The sequence below is a fragment of the Streptomyces sp. NPDC043853 genome (assembly GCF_056436025.1).
In genome coordinates, this window is the sequence record NZ_JBWKDJ010000005.1 from 430,954 (window position 1) to 443,226 (window position 12,273).

Genomic DNA, 12,273 nt, shown 5'->3' on the forward strand with positions numbered 1-12,273 from the left:
CCTACGGCCGGGGGTCCTCGAACATCCGGCCGAGCCCCCGGGCCTCCTCCCGGACCCACGTCTCCGCCGCGTCCACCGCCGCCGCCGTGTGGGCGGCGATCAGCACCCCCAGGTACGGGGTGGGGGCGAAGGCGGCCGTGGCGATCACCGGGAGGAAGACCGCGCTGAGGTCCGCGCAGCCGCGGGACAGGGAGTGCAGGAAGGGGGCGAGCTGGGGGTCGGGCAGACGGGCGCCCAGTTCCACCCGGTCCAGGACGCGGACGACGTGGCGGCCGCCGCGGACCTCGTCCAGGCGGGCCGCGGCCATGAAGGCGATCGAGGGGCCGGTCAGGCGGAGGTTGGTCTCGGTGGGGGCCAGCCGGCCCCGTCCGTCGGCCACGAAGTCCACGTCGAACCAGCCCCGGTAGCCGGTGGCCGCCAGTTCCGCGCCCACCGCCCGGCCGAAGGCGAGGAGGGGGCCGGAGAGCGGCTCGGGGACGACGCCCGGCCCCACCGTGGCCCCGCGGTAGCCGGTGCCGACCACGTGCATCACCGCCGCGCCCACCTCGTGCACCGCGCCCTCCGCGTCCACGAAGCCGTCGTACGTCAGGTCGCGCAGTGCGGCGTCCCTGCCGTCCGCCACGTACTCCTCGACCAGCAGCGGGCCGCGCGGGAGCCGCCGCAGCACCGCCCGGGCCCCGCCCGCCTCCCGGACCCGCTCCGCCCTGACCACGGTGGTTCCCGAGCCGCCGACGCCGTGCTCGGACTTCAGCACGGTGTCCAGCCCGGCCCGCGCGCGTCGCGCCAGCAGCCGGGCCGCCGCCCGCCGGGTCCGGGCCGGCCACTGGGCGGGGACCACGATCCCGGGATGCGGGCCGCCCTCGGCCAGCCGCCGGAACAGCTCGTGCGAGGCCGCCTTCGACTCGTGGCGCAGCGCACCGGCCGGCAGCGGAGCGCCCGACAGCCGTCCGAACTCCTCGGTCCGGCCCCACGGTACGAGCGGCAGCCCGAGCGCGCGCAGCCGCCCGGCCAGCGCCGGGCGGGCCGACACGGCCGCGCAGAGGCCGGGGCCGGCCTCGTCCGCCAGCCCCTCGTAGAGCTCCACCGGATCCCAGGCCAGTTCCCGGGAGAGCAGGTCCAGCCAGCCCTGCGGCACGGGGAGGGGCAGTGCCAGGGCGGCCGGGTGGGGGCTGTAGAGGGCGGCCAGGGAGGCGTAGTGGTGCGCGGCGTACTGCCACCGGTCCAGGGAGGGGTCGCGGAACTGCGCGTTGAACTCGGCGACGTTGCCCAGGTGCACGGCCCGCCGCCCGCCGGTCCAGGCCGCCACCCAGCCGGCGGCCGGCGGCAACTCCACCACGAACCGGACCAGTCCGCCCGCCGCGGCCGGCCCCGGCCCGTTCGCCACCGTCCCAGGCCCGGTCTGCACCGTCCCAGGCCCGTTCAGCACCAGCCCCGGCCCGTTGCCCACCGCCACCGCGCCCATCGCGCGGTAGAACCCCGCCGCGTGCGGGTCGGCGTCGACGAGCAGCCGACGGACGCCCAGTTCCCGGGCCCGCCGCAGGACGAACCGGTACAACTCCCGCCCCACCCCCTGCCCGATCGCCTCCGGTTCCACGAACAGCAGGCCCAGCACCGCCTCCTCGGCCCCGGCCGGGCCCTCCAGCGAGGCCACGCCCCGTACCCCGTCCGGGTCCTCCGCGACCACGACCCGGCGCCGGCCCACGTCCGCCGCGTCGATGCGCAGATCGGCCTCCCAGGACGCCAACTGCTCCTCGCCGTACCCCCAGTGCGCCTTGGAGCGGCGGACCAGCGCGCTCAGCGCCTCCGCCTCCTCCGCCCGCGCGGCCCGCACCCGCACCTGTACCCGCATGATGCACCCCTCCCCGGCCATCGGCTTTCCGCCACCCGTGCGATAGATTCACCTTCCCATCCACCCCGTCCCATCACTCCCGGAGACAGGCTTCTCAATGAGCGACATCATCAACGGACTTGGCCGCACCTCTGCCTACGGTGCCCTCGGCCTGGTGCTGCTGATCCTCGGCATCGTCCTGGTGGACGTGCTGACGCCCGGGAAGCTCGGCCGGCAGATCTGGGAGGACCGCAACCGGAACGCCGCGATCCTGCTGAGCTCGGCGCTGCTCGGCATCGGCGGCATCGTCTTCACGTCGATCTTCACGACCTACCACGACTTCGGCAAGGGCCTGATCTCGACGGCGGCCTTCGGTGTTCTCGGCCTGGTGCTGATGGCGGTGGCGTTCCTGGTGCTGGACCTGGTCACGCCCGGCAAGCTCGGCGCCATAGTGGTCGACCCCGAGCCGCACCCGGCGGTCTGGGTGACGGCCTCCTGCAACCTGGCGGTCGCCGCGGTGGTCGCGGCCTCCATCGCCTGACCCCGCACGCGCGACGGGCCGGGCTCCTCGGGGCCCGGCTCACGCATATCGGCCCGGTCCGCGCCGGTTGGTCCGGCCGCTGGCCCGGTCCGCCGGCGCGGCCGAGTGCCGCCGCCACACCGGGGACATCCCCGGATCCGCTCCTTCGGATCCGGGGATGTCCTTTTTCCGGGCCGGCCGGCCCTGGGGAATGAGCCGGCCGGAGACCAGGGCGCGACCCTCAGGCGCGGGCCGAGGGGCGCGCGAGGGCCTCGCTGACCAGGCGGATGCCGCGGGCCAGGCGGTTCAGCTGCTCCAGCTCCACGGCGTACATCCGGATGGCGTTCTCTATGACGCCCTCGGCCACCCCCAGCGCGGGGAGCTCCTGTCGGCTGGTGTGCAGGGCCACGCGCACCGCGCGGATCTCGTGCTGGACCTGGAGCTGCGCGTGGCGGGCGAGCAGGGCCGGATGGCGGGTGAGCGTCGAGTAGCCGGCGTAGCGGGCCGGCAGCAGGTCCCGCAGCCAGCGGGCGGCGGTGCGCTCCCAGTCATGGGTGCCGGGGGCCTTCACCTGACAGGGCCAGTCCGGGCTGAGTGCGGTGGGTACCCGCTGAGCGGTCTGAGGCATTCTCGTCGCTTCCGAGGGGTCGAACGGTGGTCGAGAGAGGGGAGGCGGCCTCGGTCCAGGGGGTGACCGAGGCCGCCTGTGCGCCGTGCGGGATGTGGGGCCCGTCCGGCGCATCGACTGGCCGACGTGAGGAGGAGGTCGCCGGCCGCAGTGGTCCGTGTGGCCTGAAGTAAACATATATACCGTCGAGTAAGCAAGGGAATGAAAAATTTCATGTGCACGGCGGGTGTGAAAATCCACCCGGGCCTGACGAACCGCCCTGACATGGGAAAAGGCCCCCAGAAGGGGGCTTAGGGGGATCGAACCCTCCGGGCGGCGACACGGAAGCCGGGGCCTGGAAGGGCTAGAGGAAGAAGCCGTGCTGCTCGGCGACCTGCTCGTAGTTCTCCAGCCGGGCCTGCGTCCGCTCCGGATCGGCATCGGCCATGGCCTGGAGCACGGCCGCGGACAGGATGTTCGGCGACGCGTAGGAGTCGAAGACCAGGCGAGAGCCGGTGGCGGCGGTCAGTGCCACGTCCGCCTCCTCCACCAGCGGGCCCAGCGTCAGGTCCGTGATCAGCGCGACCCTGAGCCCGGCCCTGCGGGCGAACTGCAGGGCCGCCAGGGTCTCCTTGGCGTGCCGGGGCATGGCGAAGGCCAGCACCCAGGTGCCGCCGGCCGCCCGGGCCTGCATCAGCGTGTCGTAGGCGACACTGCCGCCCTCCGTGATCAGGCGGACGTCGGGGTGGATGCGCCGGGCCGCGTACGCGAAGTAGTGCGCCAGCGAGACCGAGATCCGCAGGCCGAGCACGGTCACCGGGACCGACCTCGCCAGCTCCCGTCCGAGGTCCAGGACCTGGTCGGTGTCGGCGAGCAGCCGGCGGACGTTCTCCAGGTTCGCGATCTCGGCGTCCACGGCCGCCTGGAGCTCGTTGCGGCGGATCTCCTCGCTGCCCTCCGGCGTCCCGGCCACCGCGCTCAGTGCGATGGGCTGCAGCACCTCGCGCAACGCCGGGTAGCCGCTGAACCCGAGGGCGACCGCGAAGCGGGTCACCGAGGGCTGGCTCACCCCGACCCGCTCGGCGAGTTCGGTGATGGACAGGAAGGCGGCTTCGGTGAGGTGGTCGATCAGGTACTGGGCGATCCGCCGCTGGCCGGGGGAGAGCCGGTGCCCGTTGAACAGGGCACGGACCCGGTCCGCCGGCGCGCGTTCGTGCGCCGGCGCCTGGCCGCTGGGTGTGATCGCGGCCGCCGTCGCGCGTGCCCGCTGCCCCGATGGCACCGTCGCGCCTCCTTTTCCCGACACTCGTGTCCAACATATCCCACCCGCCGCCGTCGGCCGGGCAAACGACGGCCGCTGTCCACGGTGCGAGACGGCCCGTCCGGTCCGGCCGCGCCCCGGCCCGCGCGGCGCCCCAACCACCCGGGTCCCGGCTCGTGCTGACGCCCCGTCGAGACCCCTCCCCGGGTGCCGGTACGGCCCGTGATCGCGGCGGGCGTAGTCTCCAGGGCGCACCCACAGGTGCATCGGTTACGGGGCCCGTACGCCACCACGCGTGCGGCCGGGGGACGGAACGGAAACGGGGTACGGCACGTGGGAACGGCGGCGGCACTGGAGAAACTGATACCGGTCGTCCTGGCCTTCGGCGGGGGAGTCCTGCTGGCCCGGCGCAAGGTGGTCCCGGCCGAGACCTCCAAGGTGTTCGCCGACTACGCCTTCCTCTTCGCCGTCCCCTGCTACCTCTTCGGCAACATCTACGCCAGCGACCTCGGCGCCCTCTTCCACTGGCGCGGGATCCTCGGCTACGCGACCGCGGCCGCCCTGGCCGTGCTCGGCGTCGGACTGGCCGCCCGGCTGTACGGCGGCGCGGGCGCCCGCGGGGCGGCCCTGCGGATCATGGCGTCGGTGCAGGTCAACACGGCCTACTTCGCCGTCCCCGTGTTCATCACCGTGTTCGGGACGGCCGCGCCGGTCTTTCCCGTCCTGCTGTTCCAGGTCTGCGTGCTGTCCCTGGTGGTGATCACGGTGATGGAGTTCGGCCGGCCCGGCACCGGCGGCCGGCCCCTCCGTGCGGTCGCCGCCTCCCTGGCCACCCCGCTGGTGCTCTCCTGCAACGCGGGCATCGTGCTCAACCTGCTCTCGGTTCCGCTCCCGCGCCCGCTGCTGGACGGCTTCGCCTTCGTCGGCGACAGCGCCTCCCCGGTCGCGCTGTTCGCACTCGGCCTGCACCTGGGCGGCCTCGGGCTGAACCTGCGGGGCACCACCGCCGAGGAGGCCGCGATCGTCGCCTTCAAGTGCCTGGGCTTCCCGCTGCTCACCTGGGCGGTGTGCGGCGGGCTGTTCGGAGTGTCCGGAGACTGGCTGGTGTACCTGGTGCTGCTGGCCGCGATGCCCACCCCGCAGAACCTGTTCATCTTCGCCCAGCGCTACGAGGTCGACGTCGACCTGTCGGCCGCGCTGGTCATCAAGAGCTCGGTGGCCGCCCTGCTCCTGCTGCCGCTGTGGCTGCAGTGGGCGGCCATGGTCTGACCGTGCCCGCGCGGGGGCGCCCGTACGACGCCGCCCGCGCGGCCGGGGTACGGCCGGCCTGCCGGAGCGGCTGCGTCCGACCGCCCGCTGCCCACCCGTCCGCCCCGGCCCTCAGTCCTCCCCCCGCTCGGCCGGTACGGCCGCCCGGGCCGCCGGCCAGCGCTCCCGCATCCGCACCCGCATCGCCTCGCACAGCCGGGCGGTCGCGGACAGCTCCGGCCTTCCCTCCGCCAGCCGTGCCACCACCCCCAGCCGGTGCCCGAGGCGCTGCCGGGCGGTGGCCGTGCCCCAGGTCCAGTCGCGGGCGGCCGCCCGCTCCAGGTGGTCCCGGCCGTCCCGGCGGGCCCGGGGCACCAGCGCGTCCCCCCGGATCAGCCAGCCCGCACACGCGTCCACCAGTCCGTCCAGGGCGGGCTCCGCACCGGTCTCCGCCCGCCAGACGTCCCGGTAGGCGGCCTCCGCCCGCTCCACGAGCGGCTCCGCCGCCGCCGTCACGCACCAGCAGGTCGGGAAGCCGATCCGCAGGTACGCCAGTTCCGTCAGCCCGCTTCCCAGCGAGGCCTGCTCGAAGTCGACGAAGCGGATCCCCTCCGGGGTGTGCAGGTCGTTGCCCGGACAGGGGTCCCCGTGCAGCAGCGCGTGCCCGGGAGCCCGGCCGAGCCGCTCCACCAGGCCGGACAGCTCCGCCCGGGCCCCGGCCGGAGCCGTCGCGCCCAGCCGGTCCGCCAGCGCGAGGAAGGCCTCCGCGTCCCGCTCGCCCGGCCCGGCCCACCGGGGCAGCGCCGCCGCGTCCTCCGCCCGCCCGGTGGCGTGCAGCCGGGCGAGCGCCGCCGCGTAGCCCACGGTCCAATCGGGGGCGGGCCGCCGGTGCTCCAGGTGCTCCAGCACCAGCACGCGGGCCCGCGGGTCCACGGCCAGCACGGCCGGCACCACCGCCGGCCGCTCCGGCCCGCCCGGTGCGCGCCGGCCGGCCAGCCGCAGGGCCGTGACCTCCCGGTCGAACCGCTCCCCGGCGTCGGGCCCGCCCGCGGCCTGCTTCACCACCACCGGCCCGCGGTCCAGTTCCACCCGCCACACGCGCGAGCGCGGGCTGCTGCCCACCCTCCGTGCCCGGCGCGGCGTCCCCAGCCCCGCCCACAGTTCCGGTGTGCCCGGCACCCGGCGTCCCGGCACCATGCCACTGATCCCCTTGATGGCCATGGCAGGGATCCTCACACGATGACGCCCGCGCGTGCCCGTCGTTTACCGGGCATGGAGCTGTTGCCGAGCACTGCCGCGCCAGGGGTGGGGGAGCGGGCCGATGCCGTCGCGGAGGCCGCCTGCCACCTGTGTGACGCCGCCGGGCCGGGCCGGTGGAGCCGGGCCGCCGCCGAAGACGCCGTGGAGGCCATCGAGACCACCGCGAACGCCTTGGCCACCGCCCGCCCCGGGGCCGAGCTGATCCTCGCCGCGCTGCACTCGACGGTCGCCGACCTGCGGCGTCACCTCGCCCTGCCGCCCGCCGAGCCGCTCGACGCGCCGGGCCTCCCGATCGCCCCGCGGACGCTCGGGAACCCCCGCCGGACCCGCCGCGCGGCCCGGTCGATGGCGGAGGTGCCGATTCCGGGCCCGTCGGGGGAGAACGGAACCTCCAAACCGATCAGTCACTTGCCGTCGGGGCATTGCGGATCCGCGTTCGGCGTCTAGGGTCAGCTGTGCAGAAGATTCCCGCCCAGCAAACCTGTGTTGGGGAACCGAGCCGCGCTTACGGAGGAAGACCGCTCCATGTCAGAAGCTCCCGCCGTTGTCCCTGCACCGCCCACGAAGCTCGACGATGTAAAGGGCTGGTTCTGGGCCGTCGACCAGCTGATGTTCGACTGGTTCCTCTCGCGGCAGAACGAGGACGAGGGGCAGCGGGGCGACCTGCTCGAACTCGGTGCCTACATGGGCAAGAGCGCCATCTTCCTGGGGAGCTACCTCCAGGAGGGCGAGCGGTTCACCGTGTGCGACCTCTTCGACTCGCCCGCGCCGGACGCGTCGAACGAGAAGGAGATGGAGGGCTCCTACTCCACCCTCACCCGCAAGGCCTTCGAGGCGAACTACCTCGCCTTCCACGACGAGCTGCCGACCGTGATCATGGCGACGACCTCGGTGGTCGCCGACCGGGTGCGCGCCGACAGCTGCCGCTTCGTGCACATCGACGCCTCCCACCTCTACGAGCACGTGCACGGTGACATCGCCGCGTCCCGCGCCGTGACCACCCCCGGCGCCGTGGTCGTCTTCGACGACTACCGCTCCGAGCACTGTCCCGGAGTCGCCGCCGCCGTCTGGGGCGCCGTCGACCGCGGGGACCTCCACGCGATCTGCATCACAGGCACCAAGCTCTACGCGACCTGGGACGACGCCGAGCCGGTCCGCAAGGAGCTGCTGGCCTGGCTGGAGACCCGCAAGGACCTGTGGCACGGAGTGGAGGAGGTCGCCGGCGCCCCCCTGATCCGCATCGGCGGAGAGCACGCCAAGTCCCCGGCCCTGCCGGAGTCCCGCTACCAGCCCGAACCGGCTCCCGCGCCCAAGCCCGCCCCGGCCGCAGCCCCCAAGCCGGCTCCGGCGCCGGTGCGCCGCCCGCAGTCCAAGGTGAAGAAGCTGGCCAAGGACCTCCTGCCGCCGATCGTCACCCGCGCGATCGTCGCCCAGCGCAAGCGCTGACCCGGGCGCAAGCGCCGGCCCGGGCGCCCGGCATCCGGTGTCCGGCCCCCCGCCCGGGGGCCGGACACCGGCGCGTTCAGGCCAGCGGATTCGGCACCGTCGTCCACTGGTCGCCCGGTGTGCCCGGGCTGAGCCGCATCAGCGTCAGCGCCTTCGTCGGCAGCGGCCCGGTCCGCAGCGCCAGGGCGTCCCCGGTGTCCGGCAGCTCCGCCGCGGCGGCCGCCAGGGCCTCCCCGAACGCGTCCGCCGATCCCGCCGCACCGCCCAGCGCACCCGTCAGCAGCGACCCGAACAGCTTCCGCCGGAGCGTCCTCACCTCGTCCGTGACCAGCCGCCCGGACAGCGGCGGCACCGCCAGCCCGTGCCGCGCCAGCCGCGCCGGACTGATCCGTACGTCGGCCAGGTCACGGTAGACCAGCCGCACCGGGGCGCCGTCGGGCGAGAGCACCACCAGCAGGTTCTGGCCGTGCGCCTCCAGGGCCACGCCCAGCTCCAGCACCCGCAGACAGGCCCCCACGGCCAGCCGCGCGAACCGCGCGGTCCAGCCCGGCGACCGGGTCAGCCCGGTCGCCGCCAGCGCCCCCACCGGCACCACCCGCTCGCCCGGCCCCGCGTACACCTCGGGCGCCTCCCGCAGCACCGCCGCCAGGTCCGGGGTGCGCGCGGTGGCCGCCGCCAGCGTCCGGGTGAACCGCAGCCGCCCGTCCAGCCGCTCCGTCAGGGCCTGCGCGAACTCCGAGACCGCCGCGGCCGTTTCCACCGAGTACACCGAGATGTCCCGGACGGAAGAGGTCAGCCGGCTGCTCAGCGCGGTCTTGACGTGCGGGGCGGGCAGCCCGGTACCGGCCCCCGGCCACGCCCCGGCGGCCGGCGCGAGGGTCCGCAGGGACATCAGCGGATGCGCCGCGATCCCGGCCCCCGCCTCCGGCGCCGACTTCAGCACGTGTTCGGCCTGCCACGGGTGCACCGGCACCAGGATCCGCCCCGCGTCCCGCAGCGCCTCCGGCCAGTCCCCCGTCACCAGGCTCTCCTCCGCCGGCACGGCCGCCAGGCCCAGCCCCACCACCGCACCGTGCTCCGGCCCGTACGCCAGCTGCTCCGCCACCGAGAAACCTGGCCGGGAACGGCAGTTGGGGTGGTACGGGTGCCCGTCGACCACCCGCTGCTCCCACTCCCAGCCCGCCGCCGGCTCCTCGGACGCACCGGAACGCCCCTCCCGGGCCGCCGCCGACGCCAGCGAGAGCGCCAAGGAGGCGGTGCTGTGGTCGAGTTCGGCCGCGAACCCGGACCCCGCGGGCAGCCCCAGCGCCCGCACCAGCTCCGCCGCCCGCCGGAACTCCCGCCCGTCCAGCCCGATCACGGTCACGTACGGCGCCGTCGCGTACGGATCGGGCCGCGGGCCCCGCAGCCGCCCGCCCCCGGACAGGAGCAGCTCCGTGCCGTCCGCGCCGTCCTCCCGCCGCACCACCCACGGCACTGGGTCGATGGTCAGCCCCCGCCACAACCGGGTCAGGACCGCCGCCCGCGCCGCCGGCAGGGCCGCCTCGTACCCCGGCAGCAGGGCCGGCCGTACGGCGGCCAGCTCGCCGGCGATCGCGTCCTCGGCCGGCGATGCCGCGCCGTCCCGGTCGCGCCCGTCGTACCGGTGGTCCATGTACGTACCCACTTCCGCTTCGATGGTTCCCACCACGGATACTAGGAATCCGTGAACCACATCTCTGACGCCGCCGATGCGTACGCCTCCGCACCTCTCCTGAACTGTCTGCTCCAGGAGGTGGCCGACCATGTCGGCGGCGGCGCGTACCGGCTGCGCGCCACCGGCCGGCTGCTCCGCACCTCCGGCGGCCGCCGTCCGGTCCGGCCGGAACTGCGCACGGCCGCCGGCTGGCAGCCGGTCGGCCACGCCGAACTGATCAAGATCACCTCTGCGGAGCTGTACTGCCTGACCGGGGTGGCGAACGGCGAACTCCCGGTGGAGATGGCCGACAGCCGCCACGCGGTGGCCGCGCTGCTCGCCGCCCGGGCCGGGGCCGCCGCGCCGGAGGATCCGTATCTGCGTTCGGAACAGGCCCTGGTGATGGGACACCCCTGCCATCCGGCGCCCAAGACCCGCGGCGGCGGCCCGGCCGCCCGCTGGCTGCCCTACGCACCGGAGGCGCACGCGAGCTTCCCGCTGGAGTTCCTCGCCGTGCGCGAGGACCAGACGGCCGAGGAGGGCGGCCCGCGGGCCGCGGACGCCATCGACGGCCTGTCCGAGCTGCTCAACGGGCCCTCCGCGCCGCGCGGCTACCGGCTGTTGCCCGCCCACCCCTGGCAGCTCGCCCTGGTCTCCCGGGCCCCTGCCGTCCGGGAGGCCCTCGCCGACGGGCGGCTCATCCGGCTCGGCACGACCGGCCGGCACGTCCACCCCACCGCCTCGGTCCGCACCGTCCACGTCCCGGGCCGGTCCGGCGCCTCCGACCTGTTCGTCAAGTTCAGCCTGGACGTGCGGATCACCAACGACGTGCGCCGGCTGTGGCGGCACGACCTGCTGGCCCTGCGCGACACCGATGCCGCCGTCGCCGCCGCCTTCGCCGCCCGGCGGCCGTCCGCCGCACGGCCCGCCGGCCCGGCCGCCGCACGGCCCGCCGACCGGGACGGCACGGCGGCCTGGCTGAGCGACCGCGGCTACCGGACCGCGGCCTTCGCCTTCGAGGAACTCGCCGTCCTGGTCCGCGACGGCCTGCGGGAGCACCTGCTGCCCGGTACCACCCCGCTGCTGGCCGCCTCCCTCGCCGAGGGCTTCTCCGGCGGCCCCCTCGACGCCCTGCCCGACCCGGTCGCCTGGTGGGTGGCCTACCTGCGCCGGGTGCTGCCACCGGTGCTCGACGTGTACGCACGGAACGGCGTCGTGGTGGAGGCGCACCTGCAGAACACCCTGATCGCCCTCGACCCGGCCGGCCTCCCCGCGCAAGCCCTCTTCCGGGACGCCGAAGGCGTCAAGCGGCTGCCCGCCGTGAGCCGGGCGGCGGGCTGGGAGCGCCTGGTCTACTGCCTCTTCGTCAACCACCTCACCGAGATCGCGGCCGCCCTCGCCGCCCGGCACCCGCGCTCCGCCGCTTCGCTCTGGCCCGCCGTACGCCGCGAACTCCTGCGGTACCGGGCCGCGCACCCGCTCCCCGAGATCGACGCCCTGCTGGCCGCGCCCACCCTGCCGGGCAAGACCAACCTGCTGCTCCGGTGGACCGGCGCGGACGGGGCGGACGCCCGCTACCTGCCGCTGCCCAACCCGCTGTCGGCGGCGACGATGCGGTAGTGCGTGGTCAGCCGCCCCGCTCCGTCGACCACGTGGAAGGCCACGGCGGGCGGCAGGTCCAGGTGCACGTGCGGCGAGGATCCGGACGGCTGCTCCCAGGGCAGCCGCAGCGCGGAGACCACGCCGGGCGCGACCAGCAGCGGACGCCCGGCGAACACGGTGGCCGTCGCGGTGTGGGTGTGGCCGCACAGGAAGGCGGCGAGGTCCGGGTACCGCCGGGTGAGCGCGGCCAGGCGCTCCTCCCCGAACTGGCGCCACTGGTCCACGTACGGGGTGTGCAGTTCCACCGGCTGGTGGTGGAAGCCGACGAGCACCGGGGTCCCGGCCGGGGTTCCGGCCAGCACCTCCTCCAGCCAGGCCAGGGTCGAGTCCGCCAGGAAGCCCTCGTCCTTCCCCGGCACCGAGGAGTCGCACAGCGCGATGACGCAACCGGCGGTACGGAGCACCTGGTTGACGGGTTCCGCGGAGCCCGGCAGACCGAGCAGACCCTCCCGGAAGGCCGCACGCTCGTCGTGGTTGCCGGGGCAGACCAGCACCGGATGCCGGGAGCCGAGGAGGAGTTCACGGGCCGAGGCGTACTCGGCGGCCCGGCCGTGGTCGGCGATGTCCCCCGTCACCAGCACGGCGTCGAGGTCCACGGGCAGGCCCTCCAGATAGTCCATCACCGCCCGGGTGCGGGCGGCGCTGCGGCCGCCGTCCTCGGTGTCGAGGTGGATGTCGCTGAGGTGGGCGATGAGGGAGCGCGGGATGGTCACGGAGCCGAAGTCCTTCCGGGAGGCGGTCTGTTGCGGGGCGCACGCCGGTACGC

11 protein-coding genes are annotated in these 12,273 nt (G+C 75.1%); 5 read left to right on the forward strand and 6 right to left on the reverse strand.

Going from position 1 to position 12,273, the window contains the following annotated elements:
* Position 1: 1 nt before the first annotated feature.
* On the reverse strand, positions 2-1,849 hold the full coding sequence (locus AC067U_RS16900) for a GNAT family N-acetyltransferase (RefSeq protein ID WP_478830455.1): 1,848 nt from the start codon (positions 1,847-1,849) through the stop codon (positions 2-4).
* A 97-nt stretch (positions 1,850-1,946) separates the two neighbouring features.
* Here AC067U_RS16900 and AC067U_RS16905 point away from each other — a divergent pair, with 97 nt between their 5' ends.
* Positions 1,947-2,369, forward strand: a complete 423-nt coding sequence (locus AC067U_RS16905) for a DUF350 domain-containing protein (RefSeq protein ID WP_478830456.1) — start codon at positions 1,947-1,949, stop codon at positions 2,367-2,369.
* A 220-nt stretch (positions 2,370-2,589) separates the two neighbouring features.
* On the opposite strand, the gene AC067U_RS16910 is transcribed toward AC067U_RS16905, so the two are convergent.
* The gene (locus AC067U_RS16910; RefSeq protein ID WP_478830457.1) at positions 2,590-2,976 is read right to left on the reverse strand and encodes a hypothetical protein; all 387 of its coding nucleotides are present in this window, start codon (positions 2,974-2,976) and stop codon (positions 2,590-2,592) included.
* 343 nt (positions 2,977-3,319) lie between these two features.
* Entirely contained in the window at positions 3,320-4,237 is a 918-nt protein-coding gene (locus tag AC067U_RS16915; protein ID WP_478830458.1) for a MurR/RpiR family transcriptional regulator, read from the reverse strand.
* Positions 4,238-4,549: 312 nt separating this feature from the next.
* Here AC067U_RS16915 and AC067U_RS16920 point away from each other — a divergent pair, with 312 nt between their 5' ends.
* Positions 4,550-5,485: an AEC family transporter gene (locus AC067U_RS16920; protein ID WP_478830459.1), complete on the forward strand. Its 936-nt coding sequence runs from the start codon at positions 4,550-4,552 to the stop codon at positions 5,483-5,485.
* 111 nt (positions 5,486-5,596) lie between these two features.
* On the opposite strand, the gene AC067U_RS16925 is transcribed toward AC067U_RS16920, so the two are convergent.
* Positions 5,597-6,685, reverse strand: a complete 1,089-nt coding sequence (locus AC067U_RS16925; RefSeq protein WP_478830460.1) for an aminoglycoside phosphotransferase family protein — start codon at positions 6,683-6,685, stop codon at positions 5,597-5,599.
* A gap of 51 nt (positions 6,686-6,736) precedes the next feature.
* Here AC067U_RS16925 and AC067U_RS16930 point away from each other — a divergent pair, with 51 nt between their 5' ends.
* Together AC067U_RS16930 and AC067U_RS16935 are read left to right on the forward strand one after the other, a co-directional pair.
* Complete coding sequence (locus AC067U_RS16930; protein ID WP_478830461.1) at positions 6,737-7,171, forward strand: hypothetical protein; 435 nt, start codon at positions 6,737-6,739, stop codon at positions 7,169-7,171.
* A 78-nt stretch (positions 7,172-7,249) separates the two neighbouring features.
* Positions 7,250-8,170 carry a class I SAM-dependent methyltransferase gene (locus tag AC067U_RS16935; protein ID WP_478830462.1) on the forward strand — a complete coding sequence of 307 codons (921 nt, stop codon included), beginning with the start codon at positions 7,250-7,252 and terminating at the stop codon, positions 8,168-8,170.
* 76 nt (positions 8,171-8,246) lie between these two features.
* Here the strand turns inward: AC067U_RS16935 and AC067U_RS16940 are convergent, their stop codons facing one another.
* Positions 8,247-9,824 (reverse strand): IucA/IucC family protein, encoded by a 1,578-nt coding sequence (locus tag AC067U_RS16940; RefSeq protein WP_478830605.1) that lies wholly within the window; start codon positions 9,822-9,824, stop codon positions 8,247-8,249.
* 51 nt (positions 9,825-9,875) lie between these two features.
* On the opposite strand from AC067U_RS16940, the gene AC067U_RS16945 reads away from it, so the two are divergent.
* Positions 9,876-11,465: an IucA/IucC family protein gene (locus tag AC067U_RS16945; RefSeq protein WP_478830463.1), complete on the forward strand. Its 1,590-nt coding sequence runs from the start codon at positions 9,876-9,878 to the stop codon at positions 11,463-11,465.
* Here AC067U_RS16945 and AC067U_RS16950 read toward each other — a convergent pair.
* Positions 11,420-12,220: a metallophosphoesterase gene (locus AC067U_RS16950; RefSeq protein WP_478830464.1), complete on the reverse strand. Its 801-nt coding sequence runs from the start codon at positions 12,218-12,220 to the stop codon at positions 11,420-11,422. The genes AC067U_RS16945 and AC067U_RS16950 overlap by 46 nt on opposite strands.
* Between the last annotated feature and the right edge of the window lie 53 nt (positions 12,221-12,273).

Excerpts from the sequence above, each read along its gene's own strand:
- AC067U_RS16900 (WP_478830455.1), bottom strand. The coding sequence starts at position 1,849 with ATGCGGGTACAGGTGCGGGTGCGGGCCGCGCGGGCGGAGGAGGCGGAG.
- AC067U_RS16905 (WP_478830456.1), top strand. The coding sequence starts at position 1,947 with ATGAGCGACATCATCAACGGACTTGGCCGCACCTCTGCCTACGGTGCC.
- AC067U_RS16910 (WP_478830457.1), bottom strand. The coding sequence starts at position 2,976 with ATGCCTCAGACCGCTCAGCGGGTACCCACCGCACTCAGCCCGGACTGG.
- AC067U_RS16925 (WP_478830460.1), bottom strand. The coding sequence starts at position 6,685 with ATGGCCATCAAGGGGATCAGTGGCATGGTGCCGGGACGCCGGGTGCCG.
- AC067U_RS16930 (WP_478830461.1), top strand. The coding sequence starts at position 6,737 with ATGGAGCTGTTGCCGAGCACTGCCGCGCCAGGGGTGGGGGAGCGGGCC.
- AC067U_RS16935 (WP_478830462.1), top strand. The coding sequence starts at position 7,250 with ATGTCAGAAGCTCCCGCCGTTGTCCCTGCACCGCCCACGAAGCTCGAC.
- AC067U_RS16940 (WP_478830605.1), bottom strand. The coding sequence starts at position 9,824 with ATGGACCACCGGTACGACGGGCGCGACCGGGACGGCGCGGCATCGCCG.